The organism is Taibaiella helva (genome assembly GCF_003545695.1).
GTDB classification, from domain to species: domain Bacteria; phylum Bacteroidota; class Bacteroidia; order Chitinophagales; family Chitinophagaceae; genus Taibaiella; species Taibaiella helva.
This window is the reverse complement of record NZ_QUZZ01000014.1, coordinates 60,401-82,379: the sequence shown is the minus strand read 5'-3', so window position 1 is coordinate 82,379 and position 21,979 is coordinate 60,401. Positions and strand designations below refer to the sequence as shown.

The following is a 21,979-nucleotide window of genomic DNA, read 5'->3' as shown; positions in this document are numbered from 1 at the left end:
TCGGCCTACGGAATAAAAGTGCGTAAAGAAAGCAAGCGCCGGTTACATCTTTCTGCCTGGTCACAGGAAGAAAGCCCTCCGCGAAGGAGGGCATTTCTCTGAACATGAAACAAAAAAGTATCCGGCAGCATTGAGGATTGCCGGAAAGCTGTTACCGGAATATCTCAAATTTACGCACCAGCATGCCCTTGTCCGTCTCCACCATCAACGTATAGCTGCCGGAGCCCAGCCCGGCCGTGTTCAACCGGAGCACATTACTGTTACCTGCTTTTGCATTCAGCAAGGCCTGGCCGAGGATATTGTAAACGGTTGCCTGCATTATGCGCAGCTGCCCTTTGCTTTCCAGCATCAAGCGGTCTGTGGCCGGGTTAGGAAACAGCAGCAGGTCCTTATCGTTTTGCGTTGTAGCAATACCGGTACCGGTGGCGTCAAACACATCGATGGTACGCATGGGCATCAGGCTGTCGTTGCATTCGCCGTGCAGCCTGGCGGTCACATTGAAGATGTGGTTGCTCCTGTAGGTATGCTGCACCATGCCGGAAGCATCGCCCACGGTCACCTGTGGTGATCCGTCGCCGAAATCCCAGGTGCAGGCTACCACGTATTCTGCATCGAGTATATTGAAATTATAGGTAGCGGCATCGCTGTACACGGCATTGATGGTACCACGGGGCAAGCCTTTTACCAGGATATCGATCTGGTCTGAGGCCACACAGCCGTACTGGTTGGTCACCACTACACCGTAAGTTCCGGTAGCAGCCGCTTCCAAGGTCTGCAACGTGGAATTATCATTCCAGAGGAAGCCGGCGCCTTCATTACCGGCATCGAGGGTTAAGGTATTACCATGGCAGAAGACTGTATCGTTACCCAGGTTGACCACCGGCAGGGGACGCACGGTTACGGCTACGGTATCGCTGCCTTTGCAGTGCGCAATATTGCTGACGGTGACGTAATAAGTGCCAGTCGTATTCACGGTCCGGGTCTGCGCTGTAGAGCCGTCGTCCCAGAGATAAGTCTCGCCGGGATTACCGGCGTCGAGCACTACGGTAGCATCGGCGCACACATCGCGCTCATTGCCCAGAGATACAGCCGGGATGGGGTAAAAGGTAGTCATTACCGTATCCGACGCCACGCAATTGAAGGTATTGGTCACCCTTACCCAATGGCTGCCGCTGGCAGTAACACCCATGGTTTGTGTGGTCGCTGCATTGCTCCATAAATACGCAGCGCCGCTGTTGCTCGCATCCAGCACATAGCTGACGCCTTCGCAAAGATTGGTATCGCTGCCCAAGTTAACCACAGGCGTGGGATTGACGGTTACCCTTATGGTATCGCGGGTAATGCAGTTGCTGCTGCTGGTCACTTTTACATGATAGCTCCCAGTGCCGCTTACGGTCCTTGTTTGTGTGGTGGCGCTGTTCTCCCAGAGAAAGCTTGCGCCGGCATTGCCGGCATCCAGCACCAGGCTGTTACCCGAGCAGAATACAGTATCGTTGCCGAGCGCAACTACAGGCAGCGGATTGACATTAATGCTCACAGCCACCGAGGTGTCGGCGCAACCCGAAACAGCATGGGTTACCACCAGGCGATAGCTGCCCGCAGTACCGGTAACCAATGTTGGATTTATCGCCCCGCTGATGCTGCCCGCAGCATTCAGCCATTGATAGCTGCCGGCGCCGGAACCCGTAAGGGTAATCGTGCTTCCGGCACATACCTGCGCGGTGCCGGTGGGCGATACACCCGCCGCCGGCTTTTCTTTAATGGTGCACACAACGCTGGTACGCGGGCTTTCGCAGGTACCTATCGCTGCGGAAACATAATAAGTCGTGGTGGCGCTGATGGCTGGTGTAGCGAAAGGGCTTCCGGTGCCGACAGGCGATCCGCCGCTGGGGCCGGTGTACCAGTTGAGGGTGGTACCGGAAGGCCCGGTGGCCGTAAGGGTAAGCGATCCGCTACCACAGCGGGAAGCCGCAGCGGCAACAGGGGCCGCAGGTGTGGTGCAAGGCACTGATACCAGCTCATGCGCGCCTATGGTAGGATTGACAGGCCTTGCCGCACCGTCGTAATCGGTGGTAATACCGGTAACGGCGATCCCTGCACCCTGCAGGTTGGTGAGGTTGCTGCTGTTGGTGGTCTGCAGGTGCAGATCGGTGGCAGAGACAAATACGGGCAGCACATTCCTGGCGTGGGCCAGGCTGTTTTGCAGGTTGGTCTGCACATCCGTCAGCGCTGCCTGTGCCGAGCCTGCATAAGCCAGCGAGGTACCGCTGCTGTAATAGTCGTTATAATCGATCGTGCTGCCGGTAGGATTGGCATTGACCGCGTACACGCTGAATTTATTGGTCGTATTGGCGCTGGCCTGTACGAGCAGGTTGTTGCGCACCTGTATCGTGTTCACCGATCCGTCCAGGTACAGGGCTGCCTGGTAGCCATTGGCCGTGGAGGTCGGGTTAGTGTTCATGTGCACCGAATTGAAAGCGATATCATAACCGGTACCTGCGCCTATCGCAATGCCGTAGGCATTGTTGGCTGCTGTAGTGGAACCATTTGAAGCGATATCGGAAATGAAATTGTTGCTTACCTTGATCGTATTGGCAGCAGCGCCCCTCAGCAGGATGCCTCCGGTAAGCACGGTGGTCTGGCTGAAGCGCAGACCGGTCAGGGTATTCCGGGCGATGCTGCCGCCGGAGCATCCGGCGCCGATGGAAATGCCGCCCGGTGCTGCATTGGTATTGCTGGCAGAGAGCCAGGTAAAGGTATTCTGCTCTATCTTGAAGTTGGCCTGGTTCAGCAGGTACACACCGACATTGGTAAACTTAAGATTGGTGGCGCTGGTATTGTCGCCGATCTGGTTGCCGATGATCTGGTTGCCGGTCTCCCCCACGCTGGCGCCTCCCGAGAACACGACTGCGGCATTCGTGCCGTTCATCAGGTTGTTCTGGATCAGGTTGTTGCTGTTGGCGCTTACCGTAGGCGCACCGGTTTCCCAATAGCCCGCCAATGTGGAATTGCTGCTGTAAATGCAAACGCCCATGTAGGGCGCGCCGCCGGGGGCGCCGGATCCCAGCAGCTTACAATTCTTGATCACGTTATTCGTTGCCCCATTCCCGCTTTTGCTGGCAAGCCAGATGTTGGAAGCTTTACCCGAACCGCTGGTATTGGTATTTACAAAGGTGAGGTTGCGGCTGGTACCCCCTACGGTATTAGAGCCGTCGATCGTCACGCTATCGGCTCCGTCGAGCTTGATCGCTGCGGTATTGTCAGCTGTGCTGGTGATTACAGGATCGGCTCCAGCAGCGGGTTTGATCAGTATGGAGGTATAGCTGGCCGAGCCTGTTCCGCTGGAATTAATAGTAGGTGTGGCTGATTCGGAAAAATTGCCGGTAACCGAAACGGTTATAGCGCCCGTATGTACCCCATTGTTAATGGCCGTAAAGGCCGTGGTGAAATTGGTATAGGTCGTAGGACCTGTAGTCCCTCCGGTTGCGGTGACCGACACCTGTGCCGTAAGCTTCATGGCGCAGAGCAGCGGCACTGCGATGGTGAATAGATTTTTTCTCAATGCAGTAAATTTAGGTTTTATTGGTTTTTATTGTGGTCAAACAAATTTAAGATTTGTAGAGGAGCAGCATACCTACATGAAAATGTTACGAGTTAAGCGGAAGGTAGGGAATTATAAAAGGTGCACGGAATGATGTATGAGCACTTTAATCATTACGAGATAAGAAAGTAGCACAGCCTGGCAACAATGCTTATCTGCAAAGCTATCCGTGCTATAGGCTACGTAGGAGCCAAACGTTTGTAGCGACAGCAAGAACAAACATAAATTTGTTCCATAGGAGCAAAACCAGGGTTGCTAAGAAAGATACGCATGCAGCCGCCGTTCAGGCCGTTGCACTCCCGACCGGCCTGGCTGTACAGGTGTGGTACAAGATCCTCTCATAAGTATTGAAGCGTTCAATCCTCCGGGTACCGGGTCGATATTCCGGATTTCATCGGGACATACTTAAATTGCATCTCCCAATTCTTTCGCTTGATCCAATGTTACACCGCCCGTTAAAAAGCAGCTATGGTGCGATCCGGACACGAAAAAACCGCAGCGACTGTTCCTGGTCGCTGCAGGTCTGTACAACCATCCAGGCAAAACTATGCAAAGGCAGCACATTGATACTATGCTACCTTATGCAAAGCCGCCGGGACCTGCTATTCTTCTTTCAGTATCGGCCGTGCCGCCTGCGCTTCCCGCCAGTGTTCGCCCTTCTTATAAAGCCTTTTCCGGAAGGGGTGCCTGGGATTGAGAAAGCCGTTATAATCCACGCCCCATATCCGGTATCGGTCCGTAATATTTTCTGCGATACATTCATTGACTGCTGCAGTGAAGACTGTCGGCCCTGTCATTTGATGTCCATCGTGCGGATGACGGTTGGTCCGTAAGTTGTCGACAACCTTTTCCAGCGTACGTTCCAGGAAAGGATGACCTTTATCAAAGACGAGCGCATATTGCGCATACAATCCCGGATTGCCTTCATTGGTGACGATACAGTGATCATCAGGACGGATCATCTTATCCAGGTTCTTCAACGTATAACCGTCGACGTCAAGGTACACGCCACCTTTCTTATACAGGATGGCATAACGGAAAAAATCTGCTTTGACAGCGCCTATATTTATTTTCTGATACAGGTTATTGATCTCCTCATCAAACTCTTCTTCTATAAATTGATCGATCCGCGCGTCGTCATAGAACTGGTAATCATAAGCCGGGTTACGGAATCTCATGAACCTGATAAACTGCCGCGTGACAAAAGGAAGATGATTGCTGTGAAAGGTTTGGTATATAACCTTGGGAATGGCCATTTTCAAAAGGGGGGATTTGTGGGATGGGCGTTCCTTAGACGAAACGAAGGCCGTAAGGTTTATCGGCAGAGGAAAACTTAATTATGCATTAATATGCCTGAATTATGCCTGCCGGCAAGATAGCATCGTAGCTTCGATCTTTACCCACTGAGGCTGAAAACAGCGCTACACAAGCTGTATGGATGATATTAGTCAATGCTTAGCTGGCTTTCTTGCCGGAAAAGAAATAAAAACAAAGGCAGCGAAGGGGACCTGACTGATGGAGAAAGGAAAGCGCCGGAACGGCTGAGCTGCGCCAAACAAACTTTGGTTATCCATCATGTTGTTCCTCAGAAGCAGCAGGGCAGCGCTTTTCCGGGTATAGCAAAAGCCCGGGACTACCCGGGCCTATAACCAATAAGGTCGAACCAAGACCCTAAGAACCTTCAGCAAAGATAAATCGTTCCGGCTAAGCTTTTTGTAGAAAAAAGGCCACAATTGATGATGAAGAGGAACAGTTTTGCCGGAAATAATGATTGATGCATGCGCTTCCCGCGATAAATCTGCGATGGATCAGGCTTCAGCTGCGCCTCTTTTACCCGCGGGCAGGAACCGTAAGCGTTATTGCAGTGCCTCCTTCCCCTGAATCGATGGCGATAGTGCCGCCTATAATCCTGCTTCGCTCATACATGCTGTGCAAACCCAGTCCTTTCCAGGGAGATTGGGGATCGATGGTAAACCCTTTGCCGTCGTCCTTCAATACCATCGTCAGCGATTGCTCCTGGTACTGCAGGCGGATTACGAGGTTTGAAGCGCGGGCATGCCTGAGCGTATTGTGTATGGCTTCCTGGGCAATCCTGATGATCATAAGCTCCATATCGCGATCGAGCGACCGGAAGGCGCCTTCAATTTCCAGCGTGCAATGGATGTTTTTTGAAATATTTACCCATTTTACTTCTTCTTCCAGCGACGCCAGCAAACCTCTTTCCTTCAGGTAGCCTGAATTCAGGGAATGGCTTATGTTCCTCAGATCGCCCATCGCCGTATCCAGCATACGGCCCGATTCACCAATGTATTTCTCCTGCTCGGGGATGGCAAATTTGCCGATCATCTTAAGCGACATCCTGGCAAGACTGAGCACCTGGTTAACATTGTCGTGTATTTCAGCAGAAATGCTGAGCATCGTCCGTTCCCTTTCTTCCGCGATCGCCTTGAGCAATTGTCGTTCCTTCTTCATTTGATTACCTTTAAGCCGCACGAGAGCCGCGATCAGAAAAAAAATAAAAGCTGTAGACAGCATGGTCATGGTAATGAATACGGGGACCAGTCCCGCTTCTACGCTAAGCATGGGTTCTGCTCATTTTGGGATATGCTATGAGGATAATGGCACAAGAAAGATAAGTAATTATATTGATTACATTATTGCATACAGTCAGGAGATAGGCCTGCCCTACCCTCACTTGTTCATAAATGCTCGAATTCAATATGGTCCCGCACAAGTAGAATAAAAAAATACAAGGTATCCAGAAATGCGTTTCCCTGCTGAGGTAGAGATCCGGGATCAGTAATCTGCGGTAAATCGTGTACAAAATGAGACATACAAGCACCAGGCACTCGAAAAGCTGGAAATTGGAATTAAGGCTTTGAACCGGCTGAAGCCATAGCATGTTGACAATCCCCGCGGGGAGTCCGATCCCGGCAGCGATCAGGCCGATCTTCCGTTCCTGATAGTAATGGAGATTATTGTTCAGGTAAAGACAAATCAGCACAAACTCGACGATGCTGGATGCCGAATATACCGGCCAATTGGTTTTGAACCGGGATATCCAGTATAAAGAAACAGCTTCCGTCAGCATTCCCAGCCACAACCACAAGCATAAATACCGGGTGGGGCGGTCCACTTTTCTGAAACAGTAAACAGCATAGACTGCAGCAAGCGATAAGACATACCAATAAACGTAGAACAAGATGTAAGACAATGGCCGCATAGCTTTTCATATAAGACTTCCCGTTAACGGAGATCTTTCATCCCGCTCACCAGCAAGCCACAAAGGTTTGGTTTATTAAAGAGGACCGCTATCCATAGGTATAATGCCCGTTTTCACTGCAAAAAGCGCCAGGCTGACCCTGCTATTCACCGCCAGCTTTTTAAACAGGCTGTCCCGGTACCCTTCAACGCTTTTAACGCTGCACTTCATCAGCACAGAGATCTCGGCATAAGTCAGATCGCTACAACAATGCTTCAGGAAGATACGTTCTTTTTCTGTAAAATTGGGTACCCTCATTTTATCATCCTGGACCGCGATCATCGCTTTCTCTACATAGAGGCCGGAGTAATACATGCCTTTCTGGGCTATAGAGACCAGGGCCTCTTTTATTTCTTCGGGGTCGCAGGATTTAGACAAATAGCCATTGACACCGGCCCGGATCATCCTGACGACATAATACTCCTCCAGGAAAGTGGTGAGCACCAGTATTTTCATGCCTTTCCATCTTTGCTTGATAATGGCTGTCGCTTCAAATCCATCCATGTCCGGCATCTTAATATCCATAATGCAGACATCCGGCAATATTGCGGCATCGGTCAGCAGCTGTACGAGCTCCTGGCCGTTCCCGGCTTCAATGACGACGTCTACGCCGCCAATGTCGTGCAGGTAAGATATGATGCCTTTTCTGACAGCAACATGATCATCTGCATAAGCGACGGTAATTTTCGAATTTGTAAGGTTTACACTCATTCCTGCTTTGGTATTGGCTTTATTGTCTGGCGATAAAAGTAAATGCTTTATTTAAATTATGAAATTCCCCGCTTTCGCCATCATTATCAACGACTGATACGATTGAATAAGATAAAAACCTGAAAAATTGCAGATTAAAAAGGGTGTGTGCTTAAAGTGCTTTTGCATAGACGCCATCCTACCTTCGCATATACCAGGCCCGGCCTGCCTGCGTTATGTAAAGGCTTGAAGTGTCCTTCCCCCATGCGAAAGCCTCCTGGTACGCTTTCCGGCTACAGGAGTCTTTCTATTGGTAAAAATAATACTGTCCCGGGTTCCCGCAAGGGGTGTTTCACGATTATACCGGCCGGGTGCACAGCCCTGTCTTTTGATGACATACTTCTGCAAGGGGCGATGACGCGTAGCCGGGTCGGGACCGCTTACGGGAAACAGGGGAAAAAACTTATTTTTAAACGACCCGGAGACAGCGGGCGCTATAGCGACCTGCTGGAAACAGCTCTTATGATGCATCTGTAGTGAAATGAACAGAACTTGTCTTCTATCCTATCTCATCCTGACAGCAAGCATGCTGTTCAACGGCATTTCCAACGGACAGGAATATAGTTACCTACAATACATCACAAAAGACGGGCTGGCGGGATTGACGGTCCATGGCATTTCCCAGGACAATTCCGGCTTCCTCTGGCTGGCCACCGATGCCGGTCTCAGCCGTTTCGACGGCAAACAGTTTCACAACTTCACGGTAGCTGACGGTCTTCCGAGCAATGAAATCTTCTTTACCTTCTGCGACTCGGAAAACAAGCTTTGGATCAGCTGTTTCAAAAACGCGCTATGCTATTACTACAAAGGAAAAATATACAATCAGCACAATGACTCTTTCCTGAAAACACTTAAAATGCCCAGCCATCTAAGGGGTATGGCGGAAACGGAAGACGGCCGCCTGCTGATCATATTTCAGGAAGGCACTTATGTCCTGTCAGGGGGGAAAAGAAAGAACACCATTTTTGTGCCCAGGGTTCAATACGCAAACAGTATCCTGCAATCGCTCCAACTCGCGCGGATGCAGGGAGACTTTCCCAACATCTTTCTTCCTCCGGCCGTAAGAACGTTTGCCAGGGATACGATATCGTATCATGCATCCAGGAAAACGGGGCATTCTTACACCTATATGCTCTGTAACGATCGGGCCATGATTTTAACGGGATCGGATACGACAAAGAGCATTTCTATACCCTATCCTAACCTGCTGTTGAAAAAGTTCTATAACGACAGCATTGTTGTAATGAGCAGCACATTGGCAGGCGTTCAGTTCTACGATTTTAAGAACAGGAGATTCATCCGGGACTATCTGCCCCGAACAAGAGTACAGGATTTCTTCGAAGACAGCGAGGGGAACTTCTGGTTTTCCACCAAAGGCACCGGCCTGTTACGGCTCGGCCGGGCTCCTTTTGTTCATTATGCCTTCGGTCCGCCGGAACGGCCCTTTGCCGCCTACCAGATCTTTCTCAGGAACAAGCAGATCTATGTGGTTACCGAAGCGGGCAGATACTGGCGATTTCCCCAATCCCGAAAATCCGTAGCCGGCGAACCGCTCCCGCTCATCAAACCATCGGAAACAGCAGCAGGCTTCGACAAGCTGAAATTGCAGCCGAATACGATGCTTCATTTTTACGATGCCCACATCTCCGATATCGTCTGCCCTTTACCGGCACCACTAGGGCTTGTCAAAACAGCTTTTTATTACCAGGATACGGTCCTTCTGGCCTGCTTCGACGCCGTTTACCGCTTCGACATAAAAGGGCAACGCATGCTGGATACGATTTTCAGCAAAAGGGCCACCTGTGCCACTAAATTGCAGAACACGATCTATATCGGCGCGCTGGATGGCTTATATACCTTCCGGGACGACAGCCTGCATTACCTTGGCCTGGAATCACCCTTACTAAGCAACCGCATCAGCACGATCGTTAACGGGGACGATGGCATACTGTGGATAGGCACTTACGAAGGTGGCGTCGCCGGAATATGTAACGGGAAAGTACAGGTCAGCCTCAACAAAAAAAACTGCGGGCTGTCCAGCGACGTCTGCCAATGTCTTTTCCCGGATGGGAATTTTCTTTGGGTAGGAACAGAAAAGGGAATCAACAAGATCGATATCAAGGCACCAAAGCCCAAAGTGGTTGCCCGGTACGACATGGCGGATGGCCTGCGTTCCGACAATATCAAGTCGCTGTTTGTAGACGGCGATATTGTTTATGCCGGCACCCAGGATGGGATCACCTGCTTTGACCAGAGTCGCGTACCACTGCACGGACCTTGCAACATCCTTTTTACCCGCATCGTCGTCGGAGGACAAACGGTAGATCTCGAATCGGGCGAAGACCTGAGCATTGCTCATGCCCGCAATCATATACGATTTGAATATGCAGGGCTGTCCTTTGCTTCTGCCGGGAACATTGTCTATCGCTACCGGCTGCAGGGGCTGAGTGAAGAGTGGTTCAGCACAGACCAGACGTTCCTGGATTACCCGGCCCTGCCTTCAGGCGCCTATACCCTCCAGATCAAAGCGGTCAACAAATTCGGCGATGCCAGTAAGATACTTGAAAAGCGTTTTACCATTGAGCCGTTGCTATGGGAAAGAAGAGGCGTACAGGCGCTGGCTGCCGGCATATTGGTTGCAGTAACCGGCCTGATGTTCCAGCTAAGGTTCCGGTCAGTCCGGAAAAAAGACCAGGAGCAGCAATTGCTGCAAAGAAAGATGGCAACACTGGAACAAAAGGCCCTCAGGGCACAGATGAACCCGCATTTCATTTTTAACTGCTTAAACTCCATACAGCACTTCGTCATCACTAACGATGTCAGGGGCGCCAACTTTTACCTGTCCCGCTTTGCGAGCCTTGTGCGGAGCACACTGGAGCATGCTGCGCTCATGTATATACGCCTCTCGGCAGAGATCGACTACCTGACCAGCTACCTGGAACTGGAACAGATGCAATCCCCTTCCGCCTTTCAATATTCGATCCACATAGATCCCAGTATCGACATCCACCAGGTAAGCGTGCCCAGCATGCTCCTGCAGCCCTTCCTGGAAAATGCCATCAAGCACGGCGTATCCAGGTTACCTTCCGGTGGCCTCATCACGCTCGAGCTGCGCAAGAATCCGGATGAAAAAACAATGACCTGCACGATAACAGACAACGGACCGGGTATCCACAATCTTGCCCGGAAAAACACACAGGGGCATATACCGCGGGGTACCTCCATCACACAAGAAAGGATCGAGATCCTGAACCAGGTGCTGGAAACCGGCCGCATAGAAGTACAGACCCGAAATACATTCGACGATAATACAGGCACCAGCGTGATACTAATTTTACCAATCCTTAATTACAGCGAAGAATGGAAACAAACACAGACACTATGAAGAAAGTCATTATTCTCGATGACAAAGCCACCAACATCAATACGCTTAAAGCTTTGCTGGAAGGCTTCTGCCCGGGCGTAAGCGTAGCAGCAACCGCAACGGACATCGAGACAGGCTATCAATGTATCCAGCAGCACCGGCCGGATATCGTTTTCCTCGACATCGAGCTGAATCATGAAAATGGCTTCGACCTCATCCACCGGTTCAGCCATGTCTTTTTCGAAATTATTTTCACTACGGCCTACCAGCAATATGCCGTAGAGGCCTTTAGGGTACAGGCCCTGGACTACCTGCTGAAGCCCATAGGCATAGATGCGCTGCAGGCTTCCATTGCCAAAGCGGAGCAGAAGATAGCGCTGAAGCAGGCGAATCAACAGCTGCTGAAATTGCTCGGAACGCGCGACAAAAATGATTCGGGTAAAATAGCCCTGGCTACCCTGGAAGGGTACAAGCTTGTCGATCCGAAAGATATTGTCTACTGCGAAGCATCGGGAAGCTATACTTACTTTTTCTTCACCAACGGTAAAAAGGAAATACTGAGCATACGCATCGGCGAATGCGAACGTTTGTTGCCACAATCCTCTTTCTTCAGGGTACACCATTCCTATATCGTCAACCTGTCTTATGTTGAAAAATACATCAAGGGAAGAGGCGGCTACCTGATGCTGCACAACGGCATACAGGTCGATGTATCGGTATCCCGGAAAGAAGCTTTTTTAAAAACAATCAGCAAGCCGGCATAGCTTTGCGCTGCCTGTACCGAAAACAGTCCCGGTGATATTCATCCCGGGGCTGTTTTCTTTGCCGGCCCCTTTACTTTAGTAAGGATCCATTGTGTTTGACCGCCAGTCCATCGGGCGCAATAGAAAAATACATATATTTAGGCGTCAAAATCCCGGAACGCTTCAGATGCATACACTGTTACCTTTCTTTATCGCTATGATCGCCGCCGTAGTGCTGTTGTGCATGCTGGCCAATAAGATCAGAGTTGCTTATCCCATTTTGCTGGTCATTGCCGGGTTGCTCATCAGTCTCATTCCCGGCCTGCCGACCATAAAAATTAACCCCGACCTTATCTTCTTTATCCTGTTACCACCGCTGCTGTTCGAGGCGTCGTGGACCATTTCTTTTAAAGAGATGCAGAAATGGTGGCGTATCATCAGCAGCTTTGCCTTCCTGGTCGTGCTGTTTACCGCTTTCTCTGTAGCGATCGTCACCAATTATTTTATTCCCGGGTTTACCATAGCGCTGGGGTTCCTGCTGGGCGGCATTGTATCCCCGCCCGACGCAGTCAGCATAGGCGCCATCACCAAATTTGTGAAGATATCCAGGTCCACCTCCGCTATCCTTGAAGGGGAAAGCCTGCTCAACGACGCTTCATCCCTCATTATATTCCGTTTTGCGCTGGTAGCCGTAGGCACCGGCCAGTTCATCTGGCAGCAGGCCGCGCTCAGCTTCCTGTGGATGGTGATCGGTGGTGTGGGCACCGGCCTGTTGCTGGCCTGGCTCTTCGTCCAGGCGCATAAACGGCTGCCGACCGACGCTTCCTCCGATATCGCGCTTACGCTGATAGAACCTTATATCCTGTATTGGGTAGCCGAGCAGCTCCACAGCTCGGGTGTGCTGGCCGTTGTGGCCGGGGGATTGTTCATGGCCAACCGCCGGCTGTTTTTCCTCAACAGCAGCAGCCGGATCAGGAGCTATAATGTATGGGAGAGCTTTTCTTTTATCCTGAATGGTATCGTATTCCTGATCATCGGCCTGGACCTTCCCGAGATCGTAGACGGCCTGCGATCGAAAGGTATTCCGCTACGTACTGCCATAGGCTACAGCCTCCTGGTTACTGCAGTCCTTATCGTGGCCCGCATCATCAGCTCCTATGCCGCCCTGATCGCCACCCTGATCTTCAGGCCCGGCGTAGCGCCCAGGGTCAATTCCAGGCTTGGGCGGCTGCTGACACCGTTGCTGCTCGGCTGGACAGGCATGCGCGGTGTCGTGTCCCTGGCTGCCGCACTCTCTATACCGGCAACGCTTGCCAACGGCAATGACTTTCCTTACCGGAACCTGATCCTCTTCATTACCTTTGTTGTCATTCTGCTCACCCTGGTCCTGCAGGGGCTGACGCTGCCCTACTTCATCAGGCGGGCCAACGTATTCCGCGACTATCCCGGCGAGCCGCCCGAAACAGCGAAGCAAAAGCTCCTGCAAGGCTTGCGCAGCCACACCTACCAGTTCCTCAAAGACAAATACGACAACGGCATGCAGGACCATGGCGGTATGCGACAATGGCTGCAGCATTGGGAGGAGAAGATGAAGGCATCCAACGAGGACTGGATGAGCAGAAAAACAAAAACCGTCTTCCTGGAAATGCTCGAATGTCAACGCCAGTATATAGCAGAGCTCAATAAGGATCCGTCGGTGGATGAAGAGCTGATCCGCGAGCAGCTTTTCCTTATTGACCTGGAAGAAGAGCGGCTGAAGCTGTCCATGCGGTAACACCGGGGAACTGCTTCATTGCTTGTCCTTCAAAAATAAAATAGCACAGGATATCCTGTGCTATTGCTGTATAAAACCATTCCGGTCTATGCCGCCTTGCGGTTGTACCGATTACTGCCGCACCATAATCTTTTTGCTGCATTCATTGAAGCCATCGCTGACCTTCAGCAGGTAGATGCCATTGGCATAACCGGACAGATCAATGCCAAAAGCCCCCTGCCGTACCTTGTTCAGCGTATAATTGCTGATCTTCTTTCCGCTGATATCGTAAAGCTCCAGGTGCAGATCGGCCGGTGCTTCCAGGTTCACTTTTACATTGACCCGGCCACCGCTTGCAGGATTAGGGTAGATGCTTACCGATTGTTCCAGTGTTTCAGCGCCGGGTGTAATGCCGGTAGGCGGGTTGGTGCTCAAAGGCGTGCAATCCGATTTAACCGCGTTGATGGTAGCGACATTGCTGTTGGCAGGATCGAGCCAGGGCTTCAGCTTGCTGTTGGTGGCAGACCCGTCTACTGCATAATCCCATATATTGGCCAGCTTGCTGTAGAGCACGATCTTGGCGGTGCTGGCATCGTTCGTGCCTTTGGCTGTCGTCGCACAATTGGCAGGAACCCCTAGCATGGGCGCGGCCACACTGGCTACCCCGATAATACGGCCGTCCCCGTTAAACAGCGCACTGCCCGAGCTACCCTGGGCGGCATAACCCGAATCCAATTGCAGCAACCAGTGTGAGTTGGCTTCGCCAACCGAATAGTTCTGGATAGCGCTGCCCGCCGATACTTTCTTCACATCTCCGGCAGGATGGTGGAAGCCGATAAATTTTTTGGGGCTGGCCGCTGTTGTGGGGATGGTCGGGGATTTATCCCAACCGGCCAGGTTCACATTCCAGGAAGCCGGGATCTTGTTCTGGCCTGTAAATTCCAGCAGGATAAAATCGCCTTTGATCTGCTGCGCATCGGGCTGACCGGCGCCCGGGCCGGAGGCGATGATGGGAACCAGGGACCTGGACACAAATTTGGCGCCGGTAATGCTCTGCTGCGTATTCGTCACCGTACCGGCAGGCGGATTACAGGTATTGTGCTGGTAATTGAACCTGAAAATATATTGCGCAAAGCCTGCATCCACCTTGGAATTGGAAAACTCGCAATGGCTGGCGATCAGCAGGTATTGCTTACAGCTGCCGGGAGCATTGTTGGCCGTATTGATCATCGTAGAAGAGCAGGTACCTGTACCCACGCTCATGACGCATAAGGTGTGCAACGCCGCATCGCGCTGCGGCACATAGCCGTTGCTCAGGGGGCAGACCGCGTTGAAATTACATACGGACGAGCTGCCCGCCAGCTGGCTATCGAACTGGTCGATCGTTTCGAAGTTTCCCGAGAACGGCATCAGGTATTCAATACCCCTGAAGTAAACAGCTGCACGGTTGATGTGCATTTTTATCGCGGAAAGATCGACACCAGCCTCAATATTCAGCTCGATATTGACCGTGCTGCCCTGAACAGGTTCATTGGCGAACAAACCGGTCTCACTATTATTCGCTTCGGTAAAAGCACCCAGGATCTGCTTGTTGTTCCCGTTGGTCAGGAACAGCTGCACCCCCTTGGGCAAGTAAAAATTGTCATAATACAGACCGATCGCCTTGGCACCGGGAATGCTTAATGTCGCGCACCATACCCTGGTACCGTTTTCTGCTCTATACAATATCCCTGATTGGGGAAAACCCAGGTCGGTAGGTGTAAACAGGGATACCAGGAAAGGTCTGGTGAACGAAGAAGTGTCCTGGTTCCATTTACGCAGCTGGGTTTCCCAGTCGGGCAGCTCTGCCTGTACTACCGGAATTTTGTGCTCTACGGCACCGGCCGACCGGATGCTCAGGGGAAGTCCTCCTTTTCCCAACTGCGCGCTCGTTGGCAAAGACAAGGCCGGCAACAGGAACAGGCTTAGCATTAATTTTCTCATCGCTCATATTTTTTCCAAAACTCCAACAATGCATCTATATTTAGAGTTAGCAACAGCAAAATTGTGTTAAATAGTGTTAACCGTGAAACACAGGCTGTGCAAGGCTTCTGGTGTATCGTTGTCCGGCTGCGTTAAGCATTCCCGGCGCCAAGACAATGCGCTCTTTTATAAGGTGATGCCGCCGTCGATCACGAAATCAGAGCCGGTAACGAAAGAAGCCGTATCGCTGCACAGATAAGCAACCATTTGCGCCACCTCTTCAGGCTTCCCAATCTTCTTCAAAGGAATAGTAGTGGCCAGATCGTCCCAGATACCCTCAGCAGTTGCTGCATCATAGGATTTGCGCAGTACATCCGTCCTTGTTGGGCCGGGGCTCACGGTGTTGACCCTGATCTTCCGGGGCGCCAGCTCGGCTGCCGCGGTTTTTGCAATAGAATTCAAAGCCGCCTTGCTGGCCTGATAGACGGAACTTCCGGGCCGGTAGGTCGCTGCAACAATAGAGGAAAGGAAGACTACTGAGGCGCCATCATTCAGCAAAGGGATCAACCGGCTTAATGTAAAATAAGCACCTTTGAAATTGATGTCCATAACGCTGTCGAAGTTCTCTTCTCCCGTGGATTCGATAAGGCCGGCAGCCCCGGTAATGCCCGCATTGATGAAGAGGATATCGATCTTACCGAAACGGTTTACGATCGCCTCCCTTAACCGGTCTATGTCTTCCAGTCGTGACTGATCGGCGACAAAAGGTATCGCACCAATCTCAGCAGCCGCTTTTTCTATTGTTCCCTGCTGCCTCCCGGTGATGATAAGCCTCGCCCCGCGTCGGGACAGCTCCTTTGCTGCGGCGTAGCCGATACCGCTGCTGCCGCCGGTAACCACGGCAACCTTGTTCCTGAAATCTTCCATACAATGATTTTTTTGACAAAATTATTATGCAATTGATATAATTTTGTAACCAGTATCACTAATTATATCAAGTAACAAACAATTTCTATATGAAAAGGGACCAGGCAGAAGAGCTGCGGGCGCTGCAGGACACGCTGTATTTCATCGGCGGCAAATGGCGGGTACCGGTCATCAATTCGCTTTGCAACGGCAACCGGCGTTTCCGGGAAATAGAGCGCAGCATCCCGGGCATTACGACGCGGATGCTGTCGCGGGAGCTCAAAGAGATGGAGCTGAATAAGCTGGTCGTACGCCAGGTATATGCAGAAACGCCGGTGCTGGTGGAGTATGAGCCTACGGCCTATTGCCGCACCTTCGGCAATATTATACAGGAAATGATCCGCTGGGGCAGGAAGCACCGGAAGAAGATACTTGCCCAGGCTGGCCGATGATCTGGCCGGTGCAAGGGCCTTAGCTGAGCAGGCCGATCTGTATGGCCACTTTGATCAGTCCAGCCGTGTTCTTTACATCCAGCTTCTGGATCAGGTTATTGCGATGGTTCTCGGCTGTATAGTAACTGATGAACAGCTTATCGGCGATCTCGCGCGTGGTGTATTCCGCTGCGATCAGCGCCAGTACTTCTTTCTCGCGCTGGGTGAGCTCAGGGACAACGATCTGGTTCCGGGGATGCTCTTTGAACCTGAGAAAATTCTGGAACAGCTGTTCCTTCAGCTTGGGCTCGATATACTCCCCGCCGCCGTGTACCGCCTCTATCGCGTCTATCAGTGTATTGGACGGCGCCCCCTTGAGCAGGTATCCGCTGCAGCCTCTACGCAGCATGCTGCTCACCATGGAGGGCATATCCAGGCTTGTGAGCACCAATACCCTTAACGCGGGATAAGCTTCCCGTATAGTTGTGATCAGCTCCTTTCCCGAAACGTCGGGCAGCAATATATCCAGCAGGAGCACATCGGGACAGTCCTTCTTCAACCCTTCCAGCAGTCCGGCGGCACTGGTATAGGTACCCCTGACCACGATCTGGGTATAAGGCCGGAGAATGGCCACCAGCCCGCTGATGATGAGCGGATGATCGTCCACGATAGCAATATTGATCGTTTGCATAGCTATATTTTTAGTTCGATATTGATAGAAGTGCCATTGGGTATGCGGCGGTGGATATCAATGCTGCCCTGTAAGGCCTTGACCCGCATGCGGATGCTTCTGAGCCCCATCTTATCCCCGGCGGCTTCGCTCTCCGCGCCGATCCCGGTTCCGTCGTCTTCCACAGTAAGACTGAGCAGGCCTTCCCTGCAATTGATCTGGATCAGCACGTTCCGGGCCTTAGCATGCTTGATCACGTTCTGTACCAGCTCCTGGATCATACGGTAGATGCTGATGCCGATCTCCGGACTTAGCTGCGCGATATCGCCATAGTGCTGCAAATTGATATGAAGCCGGGTTATAGTCGCCACATTATTACAGAAATATTGAATTGCCGGGACCAGGCCATCGTGCAGCAGGATATCCGGCATCAGGTTGTGAGCAGTCTGCCGGATCTTCAGCCCCGTATTGTCGATCTGCTGCAGCACACCCTTATAATCGTCGGCATCCAGGATAGGAGGATGGTTCTGAGACAAGGCGTCCAGCCCCATCTTGACAATAGACAGCTCAACCATAATATCATCGTGCAGCTGCCGGCCGATCCGGCTCTTCTCGCGTTCTTCGCCATCGATCACCGCTTTCAGCTGTTCGATACGTTGCTTTTGCCGGGAGGTCTTTGCTTTCTGCAATTGCAGCCGGTGCTTCTGATACAGGATAACCAGCAGTACCAGCGCGCAGGAAACGATACCAGTGATCCATAGATCCTTCTGATGCAAGGCCTTTTTGTTCAGCGCCAGCTGAAGCTGCTTTTCTTTCAGCTCATTGTTCTTCTGCGCCAGCTGGTAGCGATCTTTGAGCTCTTCCATCCAGCGGGTACTTTTAACATTGTCCAGGCTATCCTTCAATGCCGTAGCAGCACGGTGATAATGATAGGCTTTCTTATAATCCTGCAGGGAATCATAAACTTCGGATAGATTGTTGTAAATGCTCAGCACTTCTACGCCACCCATTCCCTGCCTTGCAGCAATCTTCAGCCCTTCTTCCATATAATAAGCCGCCTGGCGATATTGCTTCAGCAAAGTATAAGCGGCGCCTAAACCTTCAAAGCTATTGATGAGGTTTCCCTGGTCCCCGTTACGAAAGGCAATGGCTTTTTTAAAAGCAGCGATCGCTTTTTCCGGCTGCTGCCACCTGAAGTAGAGTATACCGTACAAAAGGTGGATCTGCTGCTCGAGATAACCGTTCCTTTCAGGGTTTAACCGTTCGATCTCCCTGACATAATACAGCGTCGAATCGAGTTGTTTCAGCTCTGCGAAAAGGCCGGCAAGGGTAAGGTAAGTCGTAGTAAGATCTGCAGAGAAATGGTCTTTCAGCACAATATCTCTTGCCTGCCGCAGGGAGGCTGCAGCCTTATCGTATTGTGCCATACCATAGTAATTGATTCCCATGTTACGATGCAGACGGAACAAGTAATCTTTGTCTTTATAGTCCAGGCGCTGCGCCAGTGCCAGCCCTGTGTAGTAATAGCCTGCAGCGCTGTCGAAAATGCCCATATTACAGAAGGCACAGCCGATATTATTGTACCACAGCAGGAGCAGCTTCTTTTTAGCCAGCAGGCAAAAAGGATAGACTTTCCGCAGGCAGATCAGCCCTCTCTCCGGGTCGTCTTTCTGATCGATATAGACAGCACCTATTCCCAATAATGAAGCAGCAATGCCGTCGGTATAGTCCGAAAGTCTGCTGTACTGTAGTGCGGCGGAGAACAAATCGATCGCTGTATCGGGTTGCTGCTCCTTGAAACCGTAAGCCAGGCGGATCAGCGAGTCTATTTTGGGGCCATTGCTTTTCGCCGTACGACTTCCGTCTTCCAGGTAGCTCATGACCGAAAAGACCTGCGCCGGCACGGCGGAATAGAATCCAAAGACATAGCCCGTCAAGACAACAAGTACGATACGCCAATTCATGATCACGGGGCCGCACTGTATAGAAGATGCAGCACTTGCTAAGTTATCCATTATTCTCCAACCGGCAGCTGATCCCGGAAGGCTTGCCCTGACTGTTTCCCGTTATTTTTTTTAAAAATGACTGTTTTCAGCCCCTGCGCATAGTCCCCTCTTCAATGTCTACATAATCTATTGCAGCTCCCGGCTAATCCGGCGCCGGCGTCTACCGGGAAACCGGGAGAAAAGAGTACCGGCGCTTATTTCAGGCCGTATAAGGTGCACAAACCAGACAACAACAGGAAAGGCAACACCAGGAACCCAACCCGGCTTCTTAACCCATAAAGACGATCAAACATGCGCAACACTCTGCTACAGCTTTTCTTTATTGCATGCCCCTTTCTGCTCCCTTCAGGCAGCTACGGGCAAACCTATTATAACCAACGGTCCGAATACCTCAAAGCCAATAGCGTATGGCCGCTGTTCTCCGCCGGCTTTGAGCCCAGCATCGGCCTCAACTTCAACACAACACCGGCCACTACCTTCCTGCTGGATACCATCGGCTATGAAGGGGATGAGGGACTGGCTTCTGTCTCCGACCCGGTGACCGGCGCTTTATTATTCTATTCTAACGGCAGCCGCTGCTGGAACGCCGACCATGAGATCATGCTCAACGGTGATACGCTGATGGGCAATTACGGTCCGCCTGCCGGCCCCTATGCCGGAATAGGGGTCAACAGTACGACCCAGGGTGTCTGTATCGTACCTTTCGTTAAAGAGCCTGGCAAATACTACCTGTTCTCTCTCGACGGGACCACCAGCTGGTTCTACGATCCCCAACCCGACACACCCTTTCTTTATTATTCAGTAGTCGATATGTCGCTCGACGGTGGCAGGGGCGGCATCGTTCCCGGACAAAAGAATATAGCGCTGGGCAGCAATCTTCCCCTAAGCGAAAGCATGATCGCGATACCCGGCGACAATTGCGACATCTGGCTGGTGGTACACGACTATATCCACCCCGTATTTCGCGCCTATCATATTACACAATCCGGGGTGGATCCCAACCCGGTAGTATCAACGGCCGGAACACAGATCCAGGGGACGGGGGGAATGGGCGCCTATTTTGCAGGGGGAATGGCCGTTAGTCCCGACCGGAAAATCATAGGTATTACCAGTTTCGCCTCCCTTTTCGGTACAACGACGGGCAGCACGGGCGCGTTGCTTTGCCGCTTTGACCCCGGCACGGGCATTGTCAGCGATGCCGTGCAAATGAATCAAACGGGGATGGCGTCTTACACCATGGCCTTTTCACCGGACAACAGCAAGGTGTACCTCAGCGCGCTCCTTGACATCAACCTGGCCACGTTTACCACACCTTGCCCCCTGCTTCAATATAATATCAGTGTTTTCGATTCCGCCGCCATTGCAGCTTCTGTGATTACCGTCGGCACGGGAGGTGTTGTGTCCGGGTACTTCAAATCTTATCATGACAAGATCTACCTGAAATCTTTTGCCGGCCCTGAGCTCTTTGTGATCAACCAGCCCAACCTGTCGGGGGCAGCATGCGACTTTCAGCCTTACATGTACAATAATCCCGGCAATTATATTTTCGGTGGCGCCAGCTTACCCAATGATGTTGTATATGCTTTCCCGGCCGACACCACTCCTTCCCGAAGAGATACCACGATCTGCCTGCGCAACAATGCATTGGACAACGCCGTTCTATCGGCAGCACCGGGCTATGACGCTTACCTCTGGGATGACGGCAGCACCGGCGCCACCCGTAACATTACAGATACCGGCGCCTACTGGGTATTGTGCAAAGATGATTGCCATTCGCTCGCCGATACGATCAGGGTAAAGGCCGGCGGGAACATTTCATTTTCACTGGGTGCAGATACTTTACTGTGCAATGGCGGATCGCTTAGCTTAAACGCTACGGTCCCGGGAGGTAGCTACCGGTGGCAGGACGGCAGCACTGATCCCGTTTACCGCATCACGGACAGCGGCAGCTATTGGGTGACGGTAAAAGCGCAGGGCTGCACGGTATCGGATACGATCAGCATCAATACACTGGATGTGCGGCAAGACCTGGGCGAAGACATTTTCTTCTGTAAAGGAATGCCCATACCCTCCAATATCCTTTTGTCGGCCAATGCGCCCGCCGGTTCATCGGTATTCTGGAATACAGGAAGCCACGTCCCTTCCCTGCAGGTGCAGGATACCGGCACGTATTGGGTAACCGTAACGGATATGACCTGTGCCGGATCAGATACTATCAGGATAGCCGAAGCCCTGTGCGGCTGCCAGGTGAGCATGCCCAACGCCTTCTCCCCCAACGGTGACGGCCATAACGATATCTTCCGGCCGGTGATCGAGCAGGGCTGTACCGTGGGCAACTATATCCTCAATATCTACAACCGCTACGGCGCCAGGATATACAGCGGTAACAACCCTGCCGCCGGCTGGAACGGCAATTATTCCAACGGGCAATCCGCCGACGCCGGGACCTATATGTACGACCTGTCTTTCTCGGGAGGTACAAAGCAGATCCGGTATCATCGCAAAGGCGACCTGACATTGCTGCGCTAAAG

Annotated in this window: 13 protein-coding genes; 5 read left to right on the top strand and 8 right to left on the bottom strand. The window is 51.8% G+C overall.

The genetic code is table 11. The features are described 5' to 3' along the window. Positions 1-151: 151 nt before the first annotated feature. The 4 genes from DZC79_RS18410 to DZC79_RS18385 form a co-directional block, all read right to left on the bottom strand. Positions 152-3,562 carry an Ig-like domain-containing protein gene (locus DZC79_RS18410; RefSeq protein WP_118953088.1) on the bottom strand — a complete coding sequence of 1,137 codons (3,411 nt, stop codon included), beginning with the start codon at positions 3,560-3,562 and terminating at the stop codon, positions 152-154. A gap of 641 nt (positions 3,563-4,203) precedes the next feature. Further along, positions 4,204-4,779, bottom strand: coding sequence for a glycosyltransferase family 32 protein (locus DZC79_RS18405; protein ID WP_198666945.1), 576 nt, complete (start codon positions 4,777-4,779; stop codon positions 4,204-4,206). A 652-nt stretch (positions 4,780-5,431) separates the two neighbouring features. Then, positions 5,432-6,184, bottom strand: a complete 753-nt coding sequence (locus DZC79_RS18395; RefSeq protein ID WP_118953085.1) for a sensor histidine kinase — start codon at positions 6,182-6,184, stop codon at positions 5,432-5,434. A 715-nt stretch (positions 6,185-6,899) separates the two neighbouring features. Further along, positions 6,900-7,574, bottom strand: coding sequence for a response regulator transcription factor (locus DZC79_RS18385; protein WP_118953083.1), 675 nt, complete (start codon positions 7,572-7,574; stop codon positions 6,900-6,902). A gap of 520 nt (positions 7,575-8,094) precedes the next feature. On the opposite strand from DZC79_RS18385, the gene DZC79_RS18375 reads away from it, so the two are divergent. The 3 genes from DZC79_RS18375 (at position 8,095) to DZC79_RS18365 (ending at position 13,494) form a co-directional block, all read left to right on the top strand. After that, a complete protein-coding gene (locus tag DZC79_RS18375; protein WP_118953081.1) occupies positions 8,095-10,998 on the top strand; it encodes a sensor histidine kinase in 2,904 nt (967 codons plus the stop codon). Next, positions 10,995-11,741 carry a LytR/AlgR family response regulator transcription factor gene (locus DZC79_RS18370; RefSeq protein WP_198666944.1) on the top strand — a complete coding sequence of 249 codons (747 nt, stop codon included), beginning with the start codon at positions 10,995-10,997 and terminating at the stop codon, positions 11,739-11,741. The genes DZC79_RS18375 and DZC79_RS18370 overlap by 4 nt, the downstream gene beginning before the upstream one ends. A gap of 166 nt (positions 11,742-11,907) precedes the next feature. Continuing rightward, complete coding sequence (locus DZC79_RS18365) at positions 11,908-13,494, top strand: Na+/H+ antiporter (protein WP_118953079.1); 1,587 nt, start codon at positions 11,908-11,910, stop codon at positions 13,492-13,494. 111 nt (positions 13,495-13,605) lie between these two features. On the opposite strand, the gene DZC79_RS18360 is transcribed toward DZC79_RS18365, so the two are convergent. Then, complete coding sequence (locus DZC79_RS18360) at positions 13,606-15,456, bottom strand: T9SS type A sorting domain-containing protein (protein ID WP_118953078.1); 1,851 nt, start codon at positions 15,454-15,456, stop codon at positions 13,606-13,608. A 165-nt stretch (positions 15,457-15,621) separates the two neighbouring features. Further along, complete coding sequence (locus DZC79_RS18355; RefSeq protein ID WP_118953077.1) at positions 15,622-16,362, bottom strand: SDR family NAD(P)-dependent oxidoreductase; 741 nt, start codon at positions 16,360-16,362, stop codon at positions 15,622-15,624. 89 nt (positions 16,363-16,451) lie between these two features. Here DZC79_RS18355 and DZC79_RS18350 point away from each other — a divergent pair, with 89 nt between their 5' ends. Continuing rightward, the gene (locus DZC79_RS18350) at positions 16,452-16,793 is read left to right on the top strand and encodes a winged helix-turn-helix transcriptional regulator (RefSeq protein WP_118953076.1); all 342 of its coding nucleotides are present in this window, start codon (positions 16,452-16,454) and stop codon (positions 16,791-16,793) included. Positions 16,794-16,812: 19 nt separating this feature from the next. Here DZC79_RS18350 and DZC79_RS18345 read toward each other — a convergent pair whose 3' ends face one another. Together DZC79_RS18345 and DZC79_RS18340 are read right to left on the bottom strand one after the other, a co-directional pair. Beyond that, the gene (locus tag DZC79_RS18345) at positions 16,813-17,463 is read right to left on the bottom strand and encodes a response regulator (RefSeq protein ID WP_118953075.1); all 651 of its coding nucleotides are present in this window, start codon (positions 17,461-17,463) and stop codon (positions 16,813-16,815) included. A 2-nt stretch (positions 17,464-17,465) separates the two neighbouring features. After that, positions 17,466-19,457: a tetratricopeptide repeat-containing sensor histidine kinase gene (locus DZC79_RS18340; protein ID WP_118953074.1), complete on the bottom strand. Its 1,992-nt coding sequence runs from the start codon at positions 19,455-19,457 to the stop codon at positions 17,466-17,468. Positions 19,458-19,739: 282 nt separating this feature from the next. On the opposite strand from DZC79_RS18340, the gene DZC79_RS18335 reads away from it, so the two are divergent. Further along, complete coding sequence (locus DZC79_RS18335; protein WP_118953073.1) at positions 19,740-21,977, top strand: gliding motility-associated C-terminal domain-containing protein; 2,238 nt, start codon at positions 19,740-19,742, stop codon at positions 21,975-21,977. Positions 21,978-21,979: the final 2 nt, after the last annotated feature.